The organism is Nocardia sp. JMUB6875 (genome assembly GCF_041154655.1).
In the GTDB taxonomy this organism is placed as follows: Bacteria; Actinomycetota; Actinomycetes; order Mycobacteriales; family Mycobacteriaceae; genus Nocardia.
Window position 1 is genome coordinate 1 of record NZ_BAAFGR010000082.1, and the last position, 21542, is coordinate 21542.

Annotated in this window: 25 protein-coding genes; 12 read left to right on the forward strand and 13 right to left on the reverse strand. The window is 68.3% G+C overall.

Annotated elements, in window-relative coordinates:
• On the reverse strand, nucleotides 1-889 hold an 889-nt coding region (locus tag ACAM49_RS21530), incomplete at its 3' end, for a TIGR04222 domain-containing membrane protein (RefSeq protein WP_369637340.1).
• Nucleotides 890-994: 105 nt separating this feature from the next.
• Between ACAM49_RS21530 and ACAM49_RS21535 the strand changes: the two genes are divergently transcribed.
• Nucleotides 995-1969 (forward strand): bile acid:sodium symporter family protein, encoded by a 975-nt coding sequence (locus tag ACAM49_RS21535; RefSeq protein WP_369637341.1) that lies wholly within the window; start codon nucleotides 995-997, stop codon nucleotides 1967-1969.
• On the opposite strand, the gene ACAM49_RS21540 is transcribed toward ACAM49_RS21535, so the two are convergent.
• The 4 genes from ACAM49_RS21540 to ACAM49_RS21555 are packed head-to-tail and all read right to left on the reverse strand — an operon-like array spanning nucleotide 1917 to nucleotide 6464.
• Nucleotides 1917-3050: an aminotransferase class I/II-fold pyridoxal phosphate-dependent enzyme gene (locus tag ACAM49_RS21540; protein WP_369637342.1), complete on the reverse strand. Its 1134-nt coding sequence runs from the start codon at nucleotides 3048-3050 to the stop codon at nucleotides 1917-1919. The genes ACAM49_RS21535 and ACAM49_RS21540 overlap by 53 nt on opposite strands.
• Nucleotides 3047-4087, reverse strand: a complete 1041-nt coding sequence (locus ACAM49_RS21545) for a 3-oxoacyl-ACP synthase III family protein (protein WP_369637343.1) — start codon at nucleotides 4085-4087, stop codon at nucleotides 3047-3049. The genes ACAM49_RS21540 and ACAM49_RS21545 overlap by 4 nt, the downstream gene beginning before the upstream one ends.
• Before the next feature lie 10 nt (nucleotides 4088-4097).
• The gene (locus ACAM49_RS21550) at nucleotides 4098-4757 is read right to left on the reverse strand and encodes an SRPBCC family protein (protein ID WP_369637344.1); all 660 of its coding nucleotides are present in this window, start codon (nucleotides 4755-4757) and stop codon (nucleotides 4098-4100) included.
• Between the two features lie 3 nt (nucleotides 4758-4760).
• Nucleotides 4761-6464 (reverse strand): thiamine pyrophosphate-binding protein, encoded by a 1704-nt coding sequence (locus ACAM49_RS21555; RefSeq protein ID WP_369637345.1) that lies wholly within the window; start codon nucleotides 6462-6464, stop codon nucleotides 4761-4763.
• Nucleotides 6465-6601: 137 nt separating this feature from the next.
• On the opposite strand from ACAM49_RS21555, the gene ACAM49_RS21560 reads away from it, so the two are divergent.
• The 3 genes from ACAM49_RS21560 to ACAM49_RS21570 all read left to right on the forward strand — a co-directional run bounded on the left by ACAM49_RS21560 (nucleotide 6602) and on the right by ACAM49_RS21570 (nucleotide 8962).
• A complete protein-coding gene (locus ACAM49_RS21560) occupies nucleotides 6602-7117 on the forward strand; it encodes an EXLDI protein (RefSeq protein WP_040814182.1) in 516 nt (171 codons plus the stop codon).
• Nucleotides 7118-7238: 121 nt separating this feature from the next.
• On the forward strand, nucleotides 7239-8195 hold the full coding sequence (locus tag ACAM49_RS21565; protein WP_369637346.1) for an ATP-binding cassette domain-containing protein: 957 nt from the start codon (nucleotides 7239-7241) through the stop codon (nucleotides 8193-8195).
• A complete protein-coding gene (locus ACAM49_RS21570) occupies nucleotides 8192-8962 on the forward strand; it encodes an ABC transporter permease (RefSeq protein WP_369637347.1) in 771 nt (256 codons plus the stop codon). The genes ACAM49_RS21565 and ACAM49_RS21570 overlap by 4 nt, the downstream gene beginning before the upstream one ends.
• 5 nt (nucleotides 8963-8967) lie before the next feature.
• Here the strand turns inward: ACAM49_RS21570 and ACAM49_RS21575 are convergent, their stop codons facing one another.
• Genes ACAM49_RS21575 through ACAM49_RS21585 form a run of 3 tightly spaced genes read right to left on the reverse strand, consistent with a single transcriptional unit; the run spans nucleotide 8968 to nucleotide 10856 of the window.
• Nucleotides 8968-9696 (reverse strand): zf-HC2 domain-containing protein, encoded by a 729-nt coding sequence (locus ACAM49_RS21575; protein ID WP_369637348.1) that lies wholly within the window; start codon nucleotides 9694-9696, stop codon nucleotides 8968-8970.
• Nucleotides 9693-10199 carry a sigma-70 family RNA polymerase sigma factor gene (locus ACAM49_RS21580; protein ID WP_040814174.1) on the reverse strand — a complete coding sequence of 169 codons (507 nt, stop codon included), beginning with the start codon at nucleotides 10197-10199 and terminating at the stop codon, nucleotides 9693-9695. Before ACAM49_RS21580 ends, ACAM49_RS21575 begins: the two co-directional genes overlap by 4 nt.
• A 42-nt stretch (nucleotides 10200-10241) precedes the next feature.
• Nucleotides 10242-10856, reverse strand: a complete 615-nt coding sequence (locus tag ACAM49_RS21585; protein ID WP_369637349.1) for a YqgE/AlgH family protein — start codon at nucleotides 10854-10856, stop codon at nucleotides 10242-10244.
• 133 nt (nucleotides 10857-10989) lie between these two features.
• Here ACAM49_RS21585 and ACAM49_RS21590 point away from each other — a divergent pair, with 133 nt between their 5' ends.
• Nucleotides 10990-11751, forward strand: coding sequence for a lysophospholipid acyltransferase family protein (locus tag ACAM49_RS21590; RefSeq protein ID WP_369637350.1), 762 nt, complete (start codon nucleotides 10990-10992; stop codon nucleotides 11749-11751).
• A gap of 7 nt (nucleotides 11752-11758) precedes the next feature.
• On the opposite strand, the gene ACAM49_RS21595 is transcribed toward ACAM49_RS21590, so the two are convergent.
• Nucleotides 11759-12082 carry a GNAT family N-acetyltransferase gene (locus tag ACAM49_RS21595; protein ID WP_369637351.1) on the reverse strand — a complete coding sequence of 108 codons (324 nt, stop codon included), beginning with the start codon at nucleotides 12080-12082 and terminating at the stop codon, nucleotides 11759-11761.
• Between the two features lie 98 nt (nucleotides 12083-12180).
• Between ACAM49_RS21595 and ACAM49_RS21600 the strand changes: the two genes are divergently transcribed.
• From ACAM49_RS21600 to ACAM49_RS21625, 6 genes are all read left to right on the forward strand, one after another.
• Complete coding sequence (locus tag ACAM49_RS21600; protein ID WP_369637352.1) at nucleotides 12181-13296, forward strand: glycerate kinase; 1116 nt, start codon at nucleotides 12181-12183, stop codon at nucleotides 13294-13296.
• Nucleotides 13297-13460: 164 nt separating this feature from the next.
• The gene (locus ACAM49_RS21605) at nucleotides 13461-14720 is read left to right on the forward strand and encodes an amino acid ABC transporter substrate-binding protein (RefSeq protein ID WP_369637353.1); all 1260 of its coding nucleotides are present in this window, start codon (nucleotides 13461-13463) and stop codon (nucleotides 14718-14720) included.
• Nucleotides 14721-14722: 2 nt separating this feature from the next.
• Complete coding sequence (locus tag ACAM49_RS21610) at nucleotides 14723-15607, forward strand: branched-chain amino acid ABC transporter permease (RefSeq protein WP_369637354.1); 885 nt, start codon at nucleotides 14723-14725, stop codon at nucleotides 15605-15607.
• Nucleotides 15604-16590, forward strand: coding sequence for a branched-chain amino acid ABC transporter permease (locus ACAM49_RS21615; RefSeq protein WP_369637355.1), 987 nt, complete (start codon nucleotides 15604-15606; stop codon nucleotides 16588-16590). The genes ACAM49_RS21610 and ACAM49_RS21615 overlap by 4 nt, the downstream gene beginning before the upstream one ends.
• Nucleotides 16587-17345, forward strand: coding sequence for an ABC transporter ATP-binding protein (locus ACAM49_RS21620; RefSeq protein ID WP_369637356.1), 759 nt, complete (start codon nucleotides 16587-16589; stop codon nucleotides 17343-17345). Before ACAM49_RS21615 ends, ACAM49_RS21620 begins: the two co-directional genes overlap by 4 nt.
• Complete coding sequence (locus ACAM49_RS21625; protein WP_369637357.1) at nucleotides 17342-18043, forward strand: ABC transporter ATP-binding protein; 702 nt, start codon at nucleotides 17342-17344, stop codon at nucleotides 18041-18043. The genes ACAM49_RS21620 and ACAM49_RS21625 overlap by 4 nt, the downstream gene beginning before the upstream one ends.
• Nucleotides 18044-18065: 22 nt before the next feature.
• On the opposite strand, the gene ACAM49_RS21630 is transcribed toward ACAM49_RS21625, so the two are convergent.
• Nucleotides 18066-18422: a winged helix-turn-helix transcriptional regulator gene (locus tag ACAM49_RS21630; RefSeq protein ID WP_369637358.1), complete on the reverse strand. Its 357-nt coding sequence runs from the start codon at nucleotides 18420-18422 to the stop codon at nucleotides 18066-18068.
• 17 nt (nucleotides 18423-18439) lie between these two features.
• On the opposite strand from ACAM49_RS21630, the gene ACAM49_RS21635 reads away from it, so the two are divergent.
• Nucleotides 18440-19441 carry an NAD(P)-dependent oxidoreductase gene (locus ACAM49_RS21635; protein WP_369637369.1) on the forward strand — a complete coding sequence of 334 codons (1002 nt, stop codon included), beginning with the start codon at nucleotides 18440-18442 and terminating at the stop codon, nucleotides 19439-19441.
• Between the two features lies 1 nt (nucleotide 19442).
• Here the strand turns inward: ACAM49_RS21635 and ACAM49_RS21640 are convergent, their stop codons facing one another.
• Genes ACAM49_RS21640 through ACAM49_RS21650 form a run of 3 tightly spaced genes read right to left on the reverse strand, consistent with a single transcriptional unit; the run spans nucleotide 19443 to nucleotide 21482 of the window.
• The gene (locus ACAM49_RS21640) at nucleotides 19443-19646 is read right to left on the reverse strand and encodes a helix-turn-helix transcriptional regulator (protein WP_369637370.1); all 204 of its coding nucleotides are present in this window, start codon (nucleotides 19644-19646) and stop codon (nucleotides 19443-19445) included.
• A 28-nt stretch (nucleotides 19647-19674) separates the two neighbouring features.
• Complete coding sequence (locus ACAM49_RS21645; protein ID WP_369637359.1) at nucleotides 19675-20556, reverse strand: ABC transporter permease; 882 nt, start codon at nucleotides 20554-20556, stop codon at nucleotides 19675-19677.
• On the reverse strand, nucleotides 20553-21482 hold the full coding sequence (locus ACAM49_RS21650; protein ID WP_369637360.1) for an ABC transporter ATP-binding protein: 930 nt from the start codon (nucleotides 21480-21482) through the stop codon (nucleotides 20553-20555). Before ACAM49_RS21650 ends, ACAM49_RS21645 begins: the two co-directional genes overlap by 4 nt.
• Nucleotides 21483-21542 lie beyond the last annotated feature (60 nt).

The following is a 21542-nucleotide window of genomic DNA, read 5'->3' on the forward strand; positions in this document are numbered from 1 at the left end:
CTCCGCCCCCACCCCCGCAGCCTCCGCCTCCGCCGCCGCTGCCGAAGGAGCCGCCGCTGTATCCGCCGTAGGCGCCGGTCCAGACATGAGCCGGTTCGATGGCGCCGGCGAGAGCCGGGTCGAAATTCCACAGGACGAACCCGCCGAAGAGCGCGACGGCCAGGGCCGCGCTGTCGGGTCCGTAGGCGGAATAGGCGGGAGATTTGTCGGGGCTCAGGTGCCGGTTGCGCATACGGGACCGGGTGAGGGCCGAACGGCCGCGCAGGGTCAGGCGCGGCGGGTAGGCCAGCGCCCAGGTGACAGCCGCCAGCACGATCAGGGAGATCGCCAGGAACCCGACCGGATGATGCGCCTCCAGTCCCGCGAACAGGCGGACGACACCGAGCACGACGAGTGCGGGCAGCGGAATCAGGCCCGCCCACAGGATGTTCCGCCTCGTGTCGCCGAACAGATAGCCGCGTGCGGTGAGGTCCTCCCGCAGGGTCCGGCAGGGCTCGAGGGTCCCGTCGAGCATGTCGGTGACGCTGCGCTTCGAGTGCGTGCTCAGGTAGGCGTAGAGCTCTCTGGAGAGCGGATCCAGGTCGCGTTGCTCGGTTCCGCCCGGGGTGTCGAGCGGTTCGCCGTCGGCGTCGATCAGCTCGTGGCCGCGCAATTGCGCCACGGCCGACATCACCGGCAGCCGATAGTTGACCAGCATCGCGGTTTCACTGGGCCGCAACGACTTCGCGGGCGATCGGAGCGGGCGTGGCCAGCACTGCACCCCCGCGCGCCACACCACTCCGTACGCCACCGCGATCACCCCGGCGGTGACATAGAAGCGAATGAAGTCAGGGCCCGAAATGCCCCAGGTATCGGATGCGGCCGCGGCCGCGACGGTCCGAAGGACCATGGCGATTCCCCCCACAGGATTCGTCTTGCTTGCCCAGCGACTCCAGTATCCCGCTGCTACCGGTGCTGTGTAATCCCCGGAAAATTGGGTGTTTAGCCTGTTTCGGTGCGATTCCTCAGCAAGTTCTACATAGACGGGTTCATCCTGTCGATCCTTGCGATGGTCGTCCTGGCCAGCATCCTCCCGGCAAAGGGCGACGCGGCGCATGTCGTGAGCTGGCTGACGAAGATCGCCATCGCGTTTCTGTTCCTGCTCTACGGCACCCGCCTGTCTCCGCAGGAGGCGATCGCGGGCCTCAAGCACTGGCGGCTGCATCTGACGGTGCTGGCCTGCACCTTCGTACTCTTCCCGGTGCTCGGCCTGGCCGCCCGGGTGCTGGTGCCGCACGTGCTCACCAGCGACCTCTACACCGGCCTGCTGTTCCTGTGCCTGGTGCCGTCCACGGTGCAGTCCTCGATCGCCTTCACCTCCATCGCCAAGGGCAATGTGGCGGGCGCGATCGTGAGCGCCACGGTGTCGAACCTGCTGGGCGTCTTCCTGACTCCCGCGCTGGTGATCCTGCTCATGAACACCACCGGCCAGGCCGCCGTCGATCCGTCCGCGATCGTGGACATCGTGCTGCAGCTGCTGGTGCCGTTCTTCCTCGGCCAGCTGATCCGGCCCAAGGTGACGGGCTTCCTGTCGCGCTACGCCGAGCCGACCAAGCTGGTGGATCGCGGGTCCATCCTGCTGGTGGTCTACAGCGCCTTCAGCGCGGGCATGGTCGAGGGCATCTGGCACGCCATGTCGCCGTGGCGGATTCTGGGGCTGGCGCTGGTGTGCTGCGCGCTGCTGGCCATCGTGCTGGCGGTGACCGGCTTCCTGGGCGGGGCGGCGCATTTCGATCGCGCCGACCGGATCGTGGTGGTGTTCTGCGGTTCCAAGAAGAGCCTGGCCACCGGTCTACCCATGGCGACGGTGCTGTTCGCGGGTCATCCGGTGGGGCTGATCGTGTTGCCGCTCATGATGTTCCACCAGATTCAGCTGATCACCTGCGCCGCCCTCGCACAACGCTGGGCTCGTACCGCGCCGTCAGCGTGAGCAGCCGGCTGTCCTCGCGCCGCAGCGAGCGCCCGCCCGCCGAGGGGCGCGCGGCCAGCGCGTGCAGGACGGCCCGGTCGGCGGTCGGGTCGCCGACGGCGATGCGGGCGCTGCCGTCCGGATAGCGTTTGGCCACGATCCCGGCCAGCGCCAGCGCGGGCGCGATATCGCGGCCGGGCAGATACAGGAAGTTGGCGCTCGACCGCGGTACCCGGATGCCGCCGCGGCGCAGCTCGGCGCGCAGCAGTTCGCGCTCGGTGGTGATGCGCAGAATCCGTTCGCCCAGTTCGGCTTCCGCCGCGTAGGAGGCGCGCACCGCGGCCACCGCGGTGGCGGGCACCCCGAACGGCAACTGCAACCGGCGCACCCGGCGCACCAGGTCCGGCGCGCCGAAGGCATAGCCGATGCGCAGCCCGGCCAGGCCGTACGCCTTGGAGAAGGTGCGCAGCACCAGCACATTGGGATGGCGGGAAACGAGTTCGCGGGCATCGAGAGTGTCGGTGGCGCCCAGGAATTCGACGTACGCCTCGTCCAGCACCACCGGCACCCGCTCCGGAATCGAATACAGGAACGCCTTCAATTCGCTGGCCGGGACCACGGTTCCGGTCGGATTGTGCGGACGGCAGATCGCGATCAGCCCGGTGTCCTCGTCCACCGCGCGCGCCATGCCCCACAGGTCCTGGCGGCCGTGCGGATCCAGCGGCACCGCCACCGACCGCAGCCCGACCATATCGGCCATGATCGGATAGCCGTCGAAGGTCGGTGCGGCATAGACGAATCCGTCACCGGCACGGGGCAGGGTCTGCATGATCTGCATGGCCACCCCGGTCGCGCCGGAACCCACCACCACCTGCTCGGGGCCCACCCCGAGATGGTCGGCGATCACCGTGGGCAGCCGCCGCGGCAGGAACTCCGGATACCGGTTCGCCCGGTCGATGCAGTCCTCGAGCGCCGCGAGCACGGAAGGCAATGGGGGAAACGGGTTTTCGCTGAGACTCAGGTCGTATCGAACGGTCGGTCCCGCGTGATCCGTGCCGCGCATTCCGGTGGGCCAGTTCACCGGCGCCACGTCGCGGGTCATCGCGCGGCCCCCCAGCGCACGGCCGCCGCCCCCGCGAAGTCCCCGGCGTGCGCGAACGCCGCCATCAGCACCACCGATCCATTGCGCAGCCGCCCGGCCCGGTTCTCGGTGTCGAGGGTGACCGGAATGCCCGCGGCAAAGAGGTTCCCGCAGCTGTCGAAGGTGTCCGGATGCCGCTCGGGCGGCAGCTCCATGGCCTCGTTCCAGTTGCGCAGGAACAGCCGGTTGGGCTGATTGGTCACGAAGGTGTCGATATCGCGGGACTTCACCCCGATGCGTTTGCACACGACCTGCGCCACCTCCGGCACCAGCCGGTTGCCGCGCGTCATCACCTTGGCCACCTTGGATTCGGTGAAGGTCACGCAGCCCTGGCCCTCGCCGGGCTCCCAATACTTGCGCTCGCCATTGGTGCTGAATTCCATGTCCCCCGCGAACTCCGGATAGGTCCGGCATTCGATATCGAGGATGGGCGCGGAATTGTTCTTCACCAGCAGCCCCACCCCGCAGCCGTCGCCGGGGACCGGAGCCTGGGCCAGACCGCGAATCTCGGACTGGGTGAAGACCGGGCCCGCACAGTTCTGGGCGCAGGCGATGAGCGCGGTGCGCGCGTCGGTGGTTTGCAGGATCATGCGGGCCATCCACATCATGTGGACGAAGGCCGCGCAGCCGCCATTGTGGATGTCGAAGACATAGCGTGGCTTCATATCCAGCCGTCGCGCCACCTCCGGACCCGCGCCCAGCACCGGATTGTCGGGCAGCTGCGTGTGGGTGAGCAGCACGTCGATCTCCGAGATCGCCTGTCGGCCATGGCGTTCGATGAGCGGCGCGGTGGCGCGCTCGACCATGTCGACCGAGGTCTCGTCGCGGGCCACGTGATGGCGGCCCTTGGGGGCCCGGAACATGACGTTCTTGGCCATCCGGTCCGAGCGCGAGAACTGGGTGAAGTATTCGGTGGGGACCGGCTCGCCCGGCAGGTAACTGGCTACGTCGACCAGGCTGACAGGCGGCGTCCGTAAAGCGGGTTCGGTGAAGTCCATGGCCTACAACTCATTCCATCCAAGCGGGTTTGATAGGTAGGCCGTGCGACGCGCGATACTCGGCGATGGCCTTGAGGTTGTCGAGCTCCAATTGGTGCCCGGCGGAGAACATCTCCCAGAAGTCACCCACCCAGACCTTGCGCTTGTCCGGCGCGGTGTCCTTGTAGGGGTTCTTGTCGTAGAACGGGTGGTGGCAATTCGTCCACAGCACAACCGATCCCGGCTTGTCGAACACCACCTGGGCGTCGACCACCCGCATCAGATAGATCATCCACAGGTGCTCGCTCTGATCCCAGGCGCAGTGGTAGTCCACGGTCATGGCGTCGGGATTGGCGACGGTGCGGGTGTAGATCTTGGTGCTGTCGCCCAGCCGATCGTAGGACTCCCACAGGCCGGGCTCCTCGGTCTCGGTGAACCCGCGCAGGCTGTAGGTCCACTCCTCCAGGCACCGGGTGTCGGCGAGATACTCGTACAGGTCCCGCGGCGGGGCCTCGATATAGCCCTGGACCGGGCAGTAGTCGCCGAAGATCTGGTCGTGCGGATACACCGATCGCAGCATGTCCAGGATGATCGGGGTGGTGGCCTCGCGATCGGAATTCTCGATGCGCAGCACGCCGGGGATGACGGCGTCGGGGATGTCGGACAGGGCGGGCAGGGCGCTGGTGGTCACGGGTTACCTCCTGGGTGGCGTCAGGAACGGTGTGAACGGCGGGATTTCGTCGGGGTCACAGTCGACGCTGACGAACGAGGGCCCCGGGCGATCGGCGCAATGCCGCAGCGCGGCGGCGAACTCGGCGAGGGACTCCGGTGCGTGGGTGCACAGATCCGGGAACATGGCGGCCATTCCCGCGCCCGGATACGCGGGACGAAATCGGTTGAAGCTGTAGCGATCTCCGTAATACAGCTGTTCTCGGGTGATGCACATGGCGTGCGCGTTGTTGTTGAACACCACGAAGGTGATGGGCAGGGCGTGCTCGATCGCGGTGTGAATTTCCATGCCGTGCATGAAGAAAGCGCCGTCACCGGCGATCACGTAGGTGCGGCGGGGACCGCCGTCCAGACGGCGGTGGCGGGCGAACGCGGACCCGATCCCGGCCCCGAACGAGTAACCCATCCCGCCCATGCCGAGCGCGACGGTGAAGCGGCCGTCGCGGGGCAGCCGCAGGTGATGCACCACGGCCGCACCGGTATTGCCCGCGTCGGCGAAGACGTCCGCACCCTCGGGCAGGGCCTCGTTGAGGGTCTCGACCACCTCCCGGTAGCGCAGTCCCGGGCCGTCCGACGGCGGCACCGGCAGCGGGGTCAGCGCGGGTTCCCGCGGCGGGCGGGCTCGCAGCGGAATGATCGAGGCACCGGAATGTGCTGCGCCGGAATTCAATTCGCCGACCAGCTCGGCGAGGGACCGGGCCAGATCATTGCTGTGCGCGTGCCGGCCGGGCAGAAAGGGCGGCATCGCGCCGATGCTGGCCAGCGGCACCGCGGCCAGCGCGTCCTCCATCCCGGCCCGCGCCGTGACCGGCATGCGGGTGCCGATGAGCAGGCACAGCGCCGCACCGTGCAGCGCGTCCATCAGTTCCGGATTGCCCATGCTCCCGGAGACGCCGCAGCAGCCCGGATCCGCGTGGTGGTAAACGTCTTTGGCGTCGGGCGCGACGCCGACGGCCGCGTCCACGGCGGCGGCGAAGCGCGTGAGTTGTCCGCGGGCGTCGTCGCGGGCCACCTGGTCGCCGGCGACGATCACGATCTTGCCGGTGGCGCGGGCGCCGCGCACGATGTCCAGCACCCGCCACAGGCTGTCGATCTCCCGCCGATACGCGTGCGAGGGCGGCACGAAATCGGGTGCGACCAGGTCGGCCTGCTGCACATCCTTGGGCAGCAGGAGAATCGCGGGCCCACCCCTCCGGGCCGCGGTTATCGCGTGGGTGAGGTGAGCGGGCAGGTCGGCGGGCGCCTCGACGCGCGCACAGTAGTGCGAGATCGGCGTGAACAGCGCGACCGCGTCGAAGGAGCCGGCCCGCCCGCTCGAGTCCTGGAACGCGCCCTTGCCCTCCAGGACCGTCGGCGGCTGTCCGATCAGGGCCAGCACGGGCACCCGGGACGCGTACGCCTCGGCGAGTCCGGCTACCAGATTCACCGCGCCGCCGCCGGAGGTGGCGCACACGACGCCGAGCCCGGAGGTGGAGCGGGCGTACCCGTCGGCCATGGTGGCGGCGGCGAACTCGTGCTTGGCGACCACGGCGGTGATCAGGTCCCGATGATCGAAGGCCGCGTCGTACAGGTCTTCGATATTCGCTCCGCCGACACCGAAGATATGCCGGACGCCCAGCGCGGAAACCGCCTTGACCAGGTGATCTACGACGCGTGTCCCGTTGTGCATGGGCGCTTCCTTTCGGTGATCTCCACCGGTGCCCGAATACCCTCAATCCGGATACGAATGCGAGTCGTCAGCGGTTCAATCTCCGCTTTTCGCGGCAGGTCTTGCTCTCTACGTATACATCTACGTATAGTTAGGTCATGCCGAACAAGACGATCTACGTATCCGATGATGACCTCAAGCTGTTTCAGCGCGCGCAGGAGCTGGTGGGGGGCAACTTGTCGGGCGCGATCGTGACGGCGCTGCGGCGCTTCATCGAGCTCGAGGAGGGCCGCCAGCAGGGCTACGAAGAGGTGGTCCTGAAGGTGGGCAAGGACGGGGTCCGGCAGGTCCGGTTCTCCGGCAGTCTGCTCACGCACTGGCACCAGATGGCCAACGAGCGCATCGAGGACATCCGGGTGTACCGCACCCGCAAAGGCGCGTATGCGGTGCACAGCCACTTCTCCAACTGGTCGGACTTTCCGACCGACACCAACGTCCTCAAGGACTGGCGGCAGTGGCGTCGCTTTCTCGGTCTGGGGGAACAGGATTGGGGTGACTTCACCCTCGAGGTCTTCGACACCATCGACGATCTGAAGGGCAAGATCCCCGACAACCTCTACGCCCGCGTCGTGGACGCCACCCAGCACCCGCAGGTCGAGGATCTCGATATCTGATCCGAAAACCTTGTAGCACAACTGAATAGCTGGACCAGAACGCTTTGACCGCATGCCTCGGCGGTCACGGCATGGATGACTCATGCGTTCATGCCTACCTATTGATGAATGAGAGGGGACCATGAACCACCCCGATTCGGCGGCCATCGCGGTCACCGGCCTGTGCAAATCCTTCGGCGAGCACATCGTGCTCGACCGCATCGACTTCACCGTCCCGCAGGGCAGCGTCTTCTCGCTGCTCGGCCCCAACGGCGCGGGCAAGACCACCACGGTCGAGATCCTGTCCACCCTGAAACGCGCCGACGGCGGCGAAATCTCGGTCGGCGGTTACGATCCCGGCGCCCAGCCCGACGGCGTGCGTTCGATCATCGGTGTCACCGGCCAGTTCTCGGCCGTCGACGAACTGCTGACCGGTCGCGAGAACCTGCTGCTCATGGGCGACCTGCATCATCTGCCGCGCGGCGAAAGCCGCAGGCTCGCAGCGCAACTGCTGGCCACCTTCGATCTGGAGGAGGCCGCCGACAAGGTCGCGTCCAGCTACTCCGGCGGCATGACCCGCCGCCTGGACCTGGCCATGACCCTGGTCGGCGATCCGCGCATCATCTTCCTCGACGAGCCCACCGTGGGCCTGGACCCGCGCAGCCGCCGCGCCATGTGGGACGTGATCCGGCAGTTGACCGCGCGCGGCGTCACCATCTTCCTGACCACGCAGTACCTGGAGGAGGCCGATCAGCTGGCCGACCGCATCGCCGTGCTGCATCAGGGCCGGCTGGTCGCCGAGGGCACCGCGGATCAGCTCAAGCGTCTGGTGCCCGGCGGCTACATCCGCCTGGACTTCGGTGACCGCGACGGACTCGAATCCGCCGCAAGGCTTTTCGGCGATGCCGCGCGGATCAACGGTGATTTCACGCTGGCCATTCCGAGTGACGGCGCGGTGCGCTCGGTGCGCGAGGTCATCGACCGTCTCGACTCGGCCCGGGTGGAACCGTCGGGCCTGTCCGTGCACACCCCCGACCTCGACGACGTCTTCCTGGCCCTGACCGGTGGCCACGTTTCCGCGGAGGAGACCCTGCGATGAATTCCGTGACAACGTCTTTCGCCGATTCGAAGACCATGCTGCGCCGGAATCTGGTGCACGCCAAGCGCTATCCGGGCATGACCTTCGCGCTGGTCATCATGCCGGTGTTCCTGCTGCTGCTGTTCAACTACGTGTTCGGCGGCGCGCTGAGGTCCGCGACCGGCGGCAAGTACATCGACTATCTGACGCCCGGCATGATGCTCATCATCCCGGCGTACATGGTCGCGGGCGTCGCGGTCGGCATGGCCACCGATATGACCAAGGGCATCATCAATCGCTTTCGCGCCATGCACTTCTCGCATGCCTCGGTGCTGACCGGGCAGGTGGTGGGCACCCTGATCCAGGGCATGCTTGGCGTGACCGCCATGACGCTGACGGCGCTGGCCGTCGGCTTCCGGCCGAACGCGAATCCGGTGGAATGGCTGGCCGCCTTCGGCCTCATCGCCCTGACCGTGTTCTCGCTGAACTGGCTGGGCGTCGGCTTCGGCCTGATCGCGCAGACGCCGGAGAGCGCGTCCAATATGCCGACACCGATCCTGTTCCTGCCCTTCCTGGGCAGCGGCCTGGTGCCCACCGACACCATGCCCGCGGGTGTGAAGCAGTTCGCCGAATACCAGCCCTTCACCCCCATCACCGAGACCCTGCGCGGGCTGCTCATGGGCGGGCCGATCGGGCACAACGGGATTCTCGCCATCGGCTGGTGCGCGGCGATCGGTCTGGCCGGATACTTCTGGTCCACCACGACTTTCCGTCGCAAGACCCGATGATCCGGTCAGATACTCGCCGCCAGTAGCACCTTGCCCGACATATTGCGGATCTCGACCGTCTTCAGCTGCTCCGGCGACACCGAGGTGGTGCCGTCCGGAGTCAGCGTCTGTCCGGGCCGGACCGTCCACTCGGCGAGCTTGGACTGCGCGCCGTCGTCGCGGGTCACCCACAGCGACAGCGTCCACATGTAGAACTCGTCGTCCTTGTCGGTGGCGGGCGGGTACTGGCACCACATGTCGACGCGGGTCTGGCCGTCGATGGTGATCACCTTGAAGGTGGCCTGGATCGGAGTGTCGGTCTGCGCCTTCAGCGGACCCTGCGCCACCACCTGCTGCACCACCGCGGGGCCGTTGTCGCGGGCCACGGTGGCCGTCACCGGCACGGCGATCATGACCGCCGCGGCGGCCGCCGCCACCGGTCCGCCGATCGTCCACCATCGCCCCCGGCGCCGCCGCTTGGCGGCCTGCTCGGCCAGCGTCGGCAGCAGCCGCTCGGGCGGCGGCGGCACGCTGGCGGGCGGATCCTCCTGCGCCGCAACCGAAAGCGCGGTGTCCGGGTCCACCAGCGCCAGCAGGCCGGGCAGCCCGGCCAGTTTCCCCACGGCCGTGCGGCACGCGTCGCATCCGATCAGATGCTCCTCGTACTCGCGGCGGTCGTCCCGGGCGAGAGCACCGAGCACGTACGCGCCATCCCAGGTGGTGTAGCCATCGCACAGCTCATGGCCCTCGGTCATCTCGTCACCCCCATCTCCTGCAGCACCAATCGCAATGCCCGCATGCCGTAGTGCATCCGGGACTTGACCGTGCCCTCCGGGATGTCCAGCTCATCGGAGATCTGATGAGTGGACAGTCCCCGGTAGTAGGCACGGACGATCACGTCGCGGTGATCGACGCTCAGCCGCGCCAGCGCGTCGGCGACCAGCCAGCCGTCCAGCGCCCGATCGGTCTTGTCCGGTTCGGGCACCTCGGGCGGGTGATCGGTGCGGAACTCGCGCCGGCTGCGCGCGCTGCGATGCTCGTCCACCGCCAGATTACGGGCGACCGTGAACAGCCACGCCCGCGCCGAGCTCGTCGACTGATCCAGCACATTGGGTCGCTGCCACGCGCGCAGCAGGGTCTCCTGCACGATGTCCTCGGCCCGCCCCGGATCCCCGACCAGACCGTAGGTGTAACGCCACAGTGCGGCCGCATGCTCCTCGTAAAGCGCGCGGAGCAACGCGGCCTGATCCTCCGGCATCGCTCACCTCCGCATCGTTCACGACACAGACGTCCCGATGGTTCAGTTGCGTTCGAGCTCGATCGGGTGCGTGGCCAGCAGGGACAGCGGGAGCGGCTGGCGGCGCAGGACCTGGGCCCAGAGGTCGCCGCGGCCGGCCAGGGGGTCGGAGGGCAAGGCGGAGAGCACGATCCAGTCGCCGCGGTCGAGTTCGCCCTCCAGCTGGCCGAAGGTCCATCCGGCGTAGCCCGCGAAGACCCGGATGCCCTCGACCAGACCCTCGATCTGATCGGGATCGGAATCCAGATCCACCAGGGCGACCCGGCCGTCCACCCGGCGCACGCCCGACAATCCGGCGATGGAGGCGCCCACCTTGACCGTGGCCAGGCACAGCGCCGCATCGCGTTTCACCGGACCGCCGATATAGAGCGCGCGCGGCCCGGCGGCCAGTTCGGTCCAGTTGGGGAGCACATCGTGCAGTGCGGTCTCACTGGGTTTGTTGAGCACCACGCCCCAGGTGCCGCCGTCATTGTGCTCGAGAATGTAGACCACCGAACGTCGGAAGGACGGCTCTACGAGATCGGTTGCGGACACCAGCAACGTGCCAGGGCGAACTACCTGGTCCTCGTGCCGGAATTCGCGTCGAGAACGGTCACCGTGTTCGTCTGCGCGTGCCACTCCGCCATCATCGCACTGAGACAGGGTAATTGCGTTGCTTAATTTGCTGGTTACCCATTTGTGCCGTAGCGGGCCCCGTACCGCCCGAAAAACTTGTCCCGCATACCTTGCGGTTGGTAGCTAGGGTGACCTTATGGAACGTCCCGAGGTGATCCTCGAGAACAGCGATGCCGTGTACGACTTCTATCGTGATCACCAGCAGAATCTGTTGAAGGCACGGGCGGCCTATTGGCTGCTGGGGCGTCGCTATCGGCCTCGGGTGGACTACGCGCCGGGCGCGCGGGAACGGCTGCGCGAGTTCATCTCCCAGGGGCGGCCGCTGCTCATCGCGGTCAACCATCTCTCACAACTCGATCCCTACACCGTCGCCGCCGCGGCCTGGCGCAGCGCGCTGCGGCCGGTCATCGGGCGCACCCGGGTGCTTGCCAAGGACGAATTGTTCATCGAACCCAAGCTGCGCGAGCGCATCGACATGATGGGCGGCATCCCGGTCTTCCGCGGCAAGGACCACGGGCTGCGCGCGGTGAACGCGGCCGGGCAGCGCATGATCGACATCTGCGCCGAGCGCATGGCGCGCGGGGACGGGGTGGCGGTGTTCCCGGAGGGCACCTGCAACGACGTCGATCCGACCCAGGTGCAGCAGGTCGGAACGGGTATCGGGCACATCGCCTTCCGGGCCAGGAAGCTCGGGGCGAAGCCGGTGCTGGTGAGTCTGGGGTTGAGTTACGGGCCGCGCCCGGATCCGCGGGTGGAGCCCACCAAGGAAGAGGCGCATTCGGCCAGCTTCTACTTCGGCGTACCCGTGGCGGAGCTGCCCATGAAACCCGCCGAGATCACGCGGGTGGTGCGCGACGAACTGCAGGTCGCGCTGGACGGGGCGGTCAAGGCGTACTGAACCGGGGTCAGCCCTGGGGCAGGTTCAGCCGCTCTCTGGACCACCGCGGCACCAAAGCCAGGTAGTCGGGCCGGGATTCGACGAAGTGGTGCACCATCGGGCACAGCGGCAGGATGCCGTAACCCTCGTCCCGGGTCTGGTCCAGCGCGCCCTGCACGAGCTTGCGCCCGTACCCCTGGCCCTCGTGCTGGGGATAGATCTCGGTGTGCACGAAGGCGCGCTCGTTGGCGGTGTCCTGGTAGGCGGCGACACCGGCGAGGTAGCCGTCCACGTACAGCTCGAACCGATCCAGTGCGGCGTTCTTGCGGACCTCGATCGACTCACTCGACATGGGTGCGACGTTAGTGCGCGCGCACTGGCAATTTGTCCGATTGCGGGAAGGGTGGCTCCGGGCGTGTCGCTTCCCACACCATTGATCAGAATGTATGGATGACGAACCCACGGCCGCGCCGGGTATTGCTCGCCCCGGACAAATTCAAGGGCTCCCTCACCGCCGCGCAGGTGGCGGACGCGCTGGCCATCGGAATCACCCGGGCCGCCCCCGAGACCGCGGTGCGGCGGCTGCCGGTGGCCGACGGCGGGGACGGGACCGTGGACGCGTTCGTGGCGGCGGGTTGGGAACGGGTCGAGGTCGAGAGCTACGGGCCGACGCTCGCCCCGGTGACGACGTCGTATGCGGTGCGCGGGGCGACCGCGGTGGTGGAGCTGGCGGCGGTCAGCGGAATCACGAAACTTCCCGGCGGACAGGCGGATCCGCTGCACGCCAGCACCTACGGGGTGGGCGACGTGATCGGGGACGCCCTGGACCGGGGCGCGCGCGACCTCGTGCTCGGACTCGGCGGCAGCGCGTCGACCGACGGCGGCGCGGGCATGCTGCAGGCGCTCGGCCTGCGCATCCTCGATGTGGACGGGAACGAATTGCCCTGCGGCGGTGCGGCACTCGTGCGCGCCGTGCGGGTGGAGCGCGACGATCTGCATCCGGGCCTGGCCGATGCGAAGCTGACGCTGGCCAGCGATGTGGACAATCCGCTACTCGGCACCAATGGCGCGGCCGCGATCTACGGGCCGCAGAAGGGCGCGAATCCCGACCAGGTCGCCACTCTCGAAGCGGCACTGAAGAATTGGGCCGCCGTCCTCGGTCCCGAATGGGCCGACAAGCCGGGCGCGGGCGCGGCGGGCGGCACCGGATTCGGGGCGCTGGCGGCGCTGGGCGCGCGCATGCGGTCCGGGATCGAACTCGTCCTCGACCTCATCGATTTCAAGAGCCAGGTGGCCGAGGCCGATCTGGTGATCACCGGTGAGGGGTCGCTCGACGAGCAGAGCCTGTCCGGCAAGGCGCCGCTCGGGGTGCTGGACGCGGCGCGCGCGGCCGGGGTGCCGGTGCTCGCGGTGGCGGGCCGCATCGCGCTCACTCCCGAGCAGGTGCGCGCGGCCGGATTCGCCGGGGCGTACGCCCTGTCCGAGCTGGAGCCGGATCCGGCCCGCAGCATGGCGGATGCCGCCGCGTTGCTGGCGCGCATCGGTGCGCGAATAGCCGAAAACTAGCGGTCACACGCTTATTCACTGCCAATCCGACGGCAATCGGCGACCACCAGGGTGGCCTTGCGCGATCACGGGACGGACGGCGTCCCGGGGACCTATGGTCTTCAGGTACGCGGGGAGGCGTGCCCGGTCGCGGCGGCGGCACGGATCGGAAGTGAGTAGTGGACGTGGGATCAATCAAGGGCTTTCGGGGCGGTATGCGAGGCCTGTCCCGCACCGTCGGTTTGGCGGGCATCGTGGTGCTGGTGGCCGCGGGCTGCGGCTCCAAGGGCGCGGAGAACACCGGTCCGACCGGCGATACGCTGAAACTCGGTGCGTCACTGTCACTGTCGGGCACCACCGTGCGCGAGGGCGTGCTCACCCGTGAGGGCTACGACCTGTGCATCGACCGGGTCAATGCCAAGGGGGGCGTGCAGGTCGGCGACAAGAAGCTCAAGCTCGAGATCGAATATCAGGACGACACTTCGGTTCCCGACACCGCCGGCCAGATCGTCGACCGCTTCAACGACCGCGGCGTGAAGCTGCTGCTCGGGCCCTACGGCACCGCGGCCACCGGCGCGGCCATGCCGGTGGTGGAGCGCAACGGCCAGGTGATGGCGGACTCCGCGGGCGCGGACGACAAGCTGTTCACCCACGGCTACAAGCGGACCTTCGCGGTGCTCTCGCCCGCCAGCAAGTACGCCGAATCGATCGTGAAGGCCATCGACGAGCTCGCCAATCCGAAACCCAAGTCGGTGGTGTTCCTCTCCGCCGACGACGGCTTCTCCAAGACCGTCGCCTCCGGCGGCGAGGACGCCGCCCGCAAGCTGGGCTGGCAGGTGCTGCCGCGGCAGGAATTCCCCAATGGCACCACCGATGTCAGCGCCGCGCTGACCGCCATCAAGGGACCGGCCCCGGATCTGATCATCGGCTCGGTGCATCTGGCCGAGGGCATCGCGATCATTCAGCAGAGCGCCGAGCTGGGCATCACGCCCGCCTCCGGCTTCGCCGAGACCGTGGCCCCGCCGACGCCGGACTTCGTGAAGACCTTGGGGGACAAGGCCGAAGGCGTGCTGTCGTCGAGCCAGTGGACCTCCGCCATCGGCGGCAGCGACCCGGTCTTCGGTTCGGCCAAGGAGTATGTCGACGCCTTCCGCACCAAGTTCGGCGCGGACCGCACCCCGCAGTATCACAATGCCGAGGCCTCGGCGGCCTGCCTGGCCATGGTGCTGGCGGTGCAGAAGGCGGGCTCCACCGAACCGGACAAGGTGCGGGATGCCATGGCGGGCTTGGACGCCCAGTCGTTCTTCGGGCCGCTGAAGTTCAACGACGTCGGCGAGAACGTGGTCAAGCCGATGTCGGTGATCCAGATCCAGGGCGGCAAGGTGGTCCCGGTCTGGCCCAAGGATCAGGCCTCGGGCACCCTCGTCTGGCCCGCGCGGCGGTAGCCGTGGACGGATTCCTGCAGGCGACGATCTGGGGACTGCTGCAGGGCGGGCTGCTCGCCATGATCGCGGTGGGATTCTCGCTGGTGTGGGGCGTGATGAACGTCGTCAACCTCACCCACGGGTCCTATGTGGTGATGGGCGCGTACGCGGCGTGGGAGCTGAACTCCACCCTCGGACTGGATCCGCTGCTGGCCGCGCCGATCGCGGGGGTGACACTGTTCGCCATCGGCTATGCGGTGCAACGGATTCTGGTCAATCAGATCGTCAACGCGCCGATCTTCCTGACCCTGCTGCTCACCTTCGGGCTGCAGCTGGTGTTCGTGCAGGGGATGGTGCTGCTGTTCAGCGGCGACTATCGCGCCATCCCCACCGCGTACGCCGGTCGGTCGCTGGCGCTGGGTGACGTGCAGGTGCCCTACGGGCGGCTGATCGCCTTCGGCATCGCGCTGCTGGCCACCGCGGGACTGGTGGCGTTCACCCGCTACACCCGCACCGGTATCGCCATCCTGGCCACCGGCATGGACCGCACCGCCGCGCGGCTGATGGGCATCAACGCCCGCCACACCTACGCGCTCACCGCGGGCCTGGCGGCCGGATTGGCCGGTGCCGCAGGCGCTCTGGTGGGAATGATCGGATTCTTCAGTCCCCCGGCCGCACCGACCTACACGCTGCTCAGCTTCGTGGTCGCGGTGCTCGGCGGACTGGGCAATATGTACGGCGCACTGCTGGGCGGGCTGCTGCTGGGCGTGGTGCAGGCCTGGGCCGGGCACTTCGTCGGCGGCACCTGGATGAACGTCTTCGCCTTCGCCGCACTGGTATTGGTGCTGGCGGTGCGCCCGGCCGGGCTGGTGGGCCGGGCGTACTACGAGGCGCGGGTGGAAGCATGAGCGACCGCCGGCGCGTAATCGGCTGGGCGGCACTAGGAGTCGTGGCGATTATCGCCGCCATCGGCCTGCAGACACAGCTGTACACCGGCCAGGAGCGGGTGGTCACCTCGGTGCTCATGTTCGTCGCCCTGGCGCAGGCCTGGAACATCATCGGCGGACTCACCGGGTACGCCTGCTTCGGGCAGGTCGGGTTCTTCGGCGTCGGCGGCTACACGACGGCGGTGCTGATGGCCAAGGCGCACTGGAGTTTCTGGGCCGCGCTGCCCGTATCCGCGCTCGGCTGCGCGCTTTTCGCGGCCCTCATCGGATTCCCGCTGCTGCGCCTGCGCGGCCACTACTTCGCGATCGCCACGCTCGGCACCGCGGAGGGCATGCGCGAGGTGGTCACCAATCTCGGCGGCCTGACCGGCGGCGGCACCGGCATCACCGTGCCGACGGTGGCGGGGCGGGGCACGCCGTGGCTCGGCAACGACGGTTTCTACCTGCTGTTCCTGGCGCTGGCCGCGGTGGCGGTGCTGACCGGTGTGCTGGTGTCGCACAGCCGATTCGGCTACGGCCTGCGCGCGCTGCACCAGGACGAGGACGCCGCCGCGGCGGCCGGGATCAACACCACCATCAGCAAGGTGACCGCCCTGGTCATCTCGGCCGCGCTGACCGGCGCGGTCGGCGCGGCGTACGTGTTCCAGCAGGTGACGATCTTCCCGCAGCGGATGTTCGACGTGGACATCACGGTGCTCATGATCGTGATGGTGGTGCTGGGCGGCGCGGGCACCGTCATCGGCCCGGTGCTGGGAGCCATTGGCCTGCAATTTGTTTCGGAGTACCTGCGCGACCACTATCCGCAGGAGCACATCTTCGTGCTGGGCGCGGTGATCATCGTGGCGGTGCTGCTGTTCCCGATGGGGTTGGTGAATTTCGTGCGGGATGCCGTCGCCCAGCGGCGGGTATCGCTGCTCGACACGGTTCGGGCGTATCGGCTGTGAACGCGCCCGCACTCGAAATTCAGGGACTGACAAGGCGATTCGGCGCGCTCGCGGCGCTGGACGACGTCTCGCTGAGCGTCGCCGAGGGCACCGTGCTCGGGGTGATCGGCCCCAATGGCGCGGGCAAGAGCACGCTCATCAACCTGGTCACCGGGCATCTGCGGCCGACCGCGGGCCGCGTCCTGGTCGACGGGGTCGATGTCACCGGCGCGAAGCCGTGGCGCATAGCGCACGCCGGGGTGTCGCGAACCTTCCAGATAGTCAAGCCGTTTCGCGGTATGACGGTCCGCGAGAACATCGCGGTATCGGCCATGTACGCGCGCAGGCGGCAGCACAAGCGCGAGGCCTTCACCGCCGCCGACGCCATGCTGGAGCGCATCGGCCTGACCCGCTTCGCCACGGCCGATCCGTCGGCGCTGTCGGTCGGCGACGCCCGTCGCCTCGAACTGGCCCGGGCACTCGTCGCCGAGCCGCGGCTGCTGTTGCTGGACGAGGTGATGGCCGGTCTCCGGGCGGGTGAGATCCAGCAGATGATCGGGCTGATCAGGGAATTGCCGTCACAGGGCGTCACCGTGGTCGCGGTGGAGCACGTCATCCGGGCGATCACCGCCATCAGCGACGAGCTGGCGGTGCTGCATCACGGACAGCTGCTCATGCGGGGCACGCCGCAGGCCGTCCTCGGTGACGACCGGGTGATCGCGGCCTACCTCGGCACCCGCTATGCCAAGCGGGAGAGCGCGGAGGAATCCTCATGAGCACACTGCTGGAAGTGCACGAGCTGTCCTGCGGTTACGGTCGCACGCCCGTCCTGCACGGGGTGAATCTGACTGTCGCCGAAGGGGAAATCGTCGCCCTGCTCGGTCCGAACGGGGCGGGCAAGACCACGCTGCTGCGCGCGGTGTCGGGTCTGATCCGGCCGTCGGCGGGGCGAATCCGGTTCGCGGACAAGGAGATCACCGGTGTCGCGGCCGAGAAGCTGGTGCGCCGCGGCCTGGTGCACGTCCCGGAGGGACGGCGGCTGTTCGCCGGACTCTCCGTGCGCGACAATCTGCGGCTGGGCGGCTGGTCGGTGCGGCGCGCGGACCAGGACCGGGTGCTGAGCCTGTTCCCCCGCCTCGCCGAGCGGCTCGACCAGACCGCGGGCACGCTGTCGGGCGGTGAACAGCAGATGTGCGCCATCGCACGGGGTTTGATGAGCGACCCCCGCCTGATCATGATCGACGAACTCTCGCTGGGCCTGGCCCCGCTGGTGGTGGACGAGATCCTGGCCCGGCTGCCGGATATCGCCGCCGCCGGGACCGCGGTGCTGCTGGTCGAGCAGGACGTCGAGGCGGCGCTGTCGGTGGCGGCCCGCGGCGCGGTGCTCGAGACCGGGGCGCTGGTGCTGGCCGGGACCACCGCCGAACTGCGCGCGGACCGGCGGGTCCAGGACGCCTACCTGGGCATGGGCTGAATCAGCCTGTGTACGGGTCCGATCAGCCCACCTGGGTGAGCGCCGGGCCGAGCACCCGGTCGCGATTGCGGTCGCCCCACTCCTCCAGCGGGCGCAGCGCCGCGCTGAGCTCCCAGCCCAGCTCGGTGAGCGAATACTCCACGCGCGGCGGGATTTCCGGATAGATCTCCCGGTGCACCACCCCGCTGGCCTCCAGCTGCCGCAGGTTCTCGGCCAGCACCTTCTCGCTCACCCCGGTCAGCAGGCGGCGGATCTGCCCGAAACGCTGCGGCCCCTCGGCCAGCACCCACATCAGATGCAGCTTCCATTTGCCGCCGACCACATCGATGGCCACGGACATGCCGCACACCGTGTTAGCCGCGTCACCCTCGGTACTCATCGCGCCCTCCTGACCAGATTTCGAACCTCCAGGTAAGCAACCCCACGCGAACGTGCGGTCTTCCCGAGGCTACCGACCGCGGCCACCATCGATGTCAGCGCGCTGCTCGAATCAACCCGAACCGAAGGGCAGAAACCATGTCTGACAAGAAGAAGTCCGTCTCCGTCATCGGCCTCGGACCGATGGGCCGCGCGATGGTGAAGGCGTTCCTGCGCGATGGCGTGGAGGTCACCGTCTGGAACCGCAGCGCCGACAAGGCCGATGCCATGGCCGAGCTCGGGGCGAAGAAGGCGGCCACGGTCGCCGAGGCCATCGACGCCAACGAGGTGATCGTCCTCAGCCTCACCCACTATGCCGCCATGTACGACGTGCTGGGTCCGGCCGCGGACCGCCTGCAAGGCAAGGTGATCGCCAATCTCTCCTCCGATTCGCCGGAGAAGGCGCGGCAGGGCGGCGCGTGGGTGCGCGGGCACGGGGCCGAATTCCTGTCCGGCGGTGTCATGTCGGCGGGCAACAATATCGAGCACCCGGCGTCCTACATCTTCTTCAGTGGCCCGCGCGAGGTCTTCGACGCCCACGCCGAGCTGCTGCGCCCGCTCAGCCCGCAGGAGTACCTGGGTACCGACGACGGCCTGGCGCAGGTCTTCTACCAGGGCCTGCTCACCATCTTCCACCCGTGGCTGCTGGCCTTCGACCAGGCCACGGCCATGATCGCCCGCTCCGGTCACAGCATCGCGCAGTTCGTGCCGTTCGCGGTGCGCTCCAATGCCGCCTTCCCGTACTTCATGGAGCAGTTCTCCGTGGAGAACCAGAACGGCGGCTGGGCCGACGAGGCCGGCTTGAAGATGATGGACGCGGGCGCACAGCACATCATCGACGCCAGCGAGGAGGTCGGTGTGGACGCGACCCTCTCGCATACCGCGCAGGCGTTCTGGCGTCGGGCGGTGTCCGCGACCGCGGCCTCCGGCAAGGCGGTCTCGACCTACGAGCTCATGGGCGCGGTGCCCGAGAACGCCTGAATCAGGCTGTCTCGGAACCGATTCGAGGAAAGGGTGCGGTGGAGAAGATGACCTCCACCGGCACCTCGAAATACTGCGCGAGCCGCAGCGCCAGGTGCAGGCTCGGGCTGTATTCCCCGCGCTCCAGATACCCGACCGTCTGATAGTGCACACCCAGCGCCTCGGCCAGCTCCCGGCGCGAGATGCCGCGCTCGGCGCGCAGCATCGCGATCCGGTTGTAGATGAGCTCGCTGTTAGTAGGCACGCTGCATGGCCCTCTCGCGACGGGCCGCCACCGCCGCCCCGGATTCGCGGCGGGCCATGCGGCGCAACACGATCGGGGCCAGCACGAAGCCCAGCACCGCCCAGGCCCCGAGCACCGCGACGGTTTCCAGGTGCCGCCACGAATGGGTCAGCTCAACCGTCGCCGCGCTGTCGGGCAGCATGGCCGAGCGCATGCCCAGACCCAGCCAATAGATCGGGAACACCTGCGCCACCGCCTGCAGCCAGCCGGGCAGGCCGGTGATCGGGTAGAAGATTCCGGAGATCGCCACCAGACCCATGATGGGGAACGATACGAAGCCGATGCTGCGCGGGCTGTCGAACGCCGAGCCGATGACCGCGCCCAGCGGCAGGCAGGCCAGCAGCCCGAGCACCAGGATCCCGACCAGCGTGGCCCACGCGCCGACGCTGTCCAGGCTGACCCCGCCGATGGCGATCAGCCCGAAGCCGAGGATCAGCACCACCTGGACCAGCGTGGTCCCCGAGACCGCGACCACCTTGCCGATCAGATAGCCCAGCATGCCGTTGGGAGTCGCCTTGGCGCGCAACAGGGTTCCGTCCTCACGGTCCATCGCCAGACCCTGCGCCATGCCGAACATGCCGGTGAACGCCACGATCATGCCGAGCACACTGGGCAGCGCCAGCGCGCCCAGCGCCAGCCCGGTGCCCTGGAAATCGCCGTGCCGCATGAAGAACACCGCGACCATGGTGGCCACCGGCCAGAAGAACTGCGAGAAGATGTCCATACCGTTGGTGAGGGTCTGGATCAGCTCGATGCGGCCTCGCTTGAAACCGGCCTTCACCGCGATCACCGTGGGATTCACGCGGGCGGTGGGTTTGGTGAGCGTTGTCATCGGCCGACCTCCTCCAGGGTGCGCAGTTCGGTGTCGCCCCGGCCGGATTCGAAGCGTTGCACCAGGGTCATATAGGTGTCCTCGAGCGAGGCGCGGCGCACCTCGAGCTCCTGAACCGATTCGCCGAACTGCTGGAACAACTCGTAGACGAACTTGGTGGACTCGGTCGTGGTGTGCACGAACCGCTGATCGTCGCGGGTCCACTTGATCTCGGCCTCACCGGCGATGCGGCGCGAGAGCTGATCGGCCGAACCGTCGGCGATGATGCGCCCGCCGGCCAGGATGAGGATGCGGTCGGCCAGCTTCTCGGCCTCGTCCAGGTCATGGGTGGTGAGCAGGATGGTGGTGTGGTCGTCGTCGGCGAGCCGGTGCACCAGATCGTGGAATTCGCGGCGGGCCTGCGGATCGAAGCCCGCGGTCGGCTCGTCCAGGAACAGCAGCTCCGGGCGGCCGACAATGCCGATGGCCACGTCCAGGCGGCGACGCTGACCGCCGGAGAGCGTGTTCACCTTGGCGTCGGCGTGCTCGGTCAGGCCGACGGCGGCGATGAGTTCGTCGGTGTCCCAGGGCCGTTGGAGGCTCGCGGTGGAGTACGGCGCGTAGAACATACCCAGGTAGTCCAGCAGTTCGCGCACCCGCCACTTGCCGTGATCGCGCCAGGACTGCAGCACCACGCCCAGCCGGGCCCGCCACGCCTCGTCCCCGTGCGCCGGGTCCGCGCCCAGCACCTCGACCCGCCCGGCCGAGCGCATGCGGAAACCCTCGAGGATCTCGATGGTGGTGGTCTTGCCCGCGCCGTTGGGGCCGAGCAGCGCCACCACCTCGCCGCGATGGGCCTGGAACGAGACGTCCTGCAGGACATCGCGGGTGCCGTAGCGCATCCGCAGGTTCTCGACGTCGAGAACGACGCCTTCGCCGACCGTCATGATTCCCCTCCGTAGTAGAAGCCGGATCAGATGTAGCATAACTACTACATTTCGAGGTCG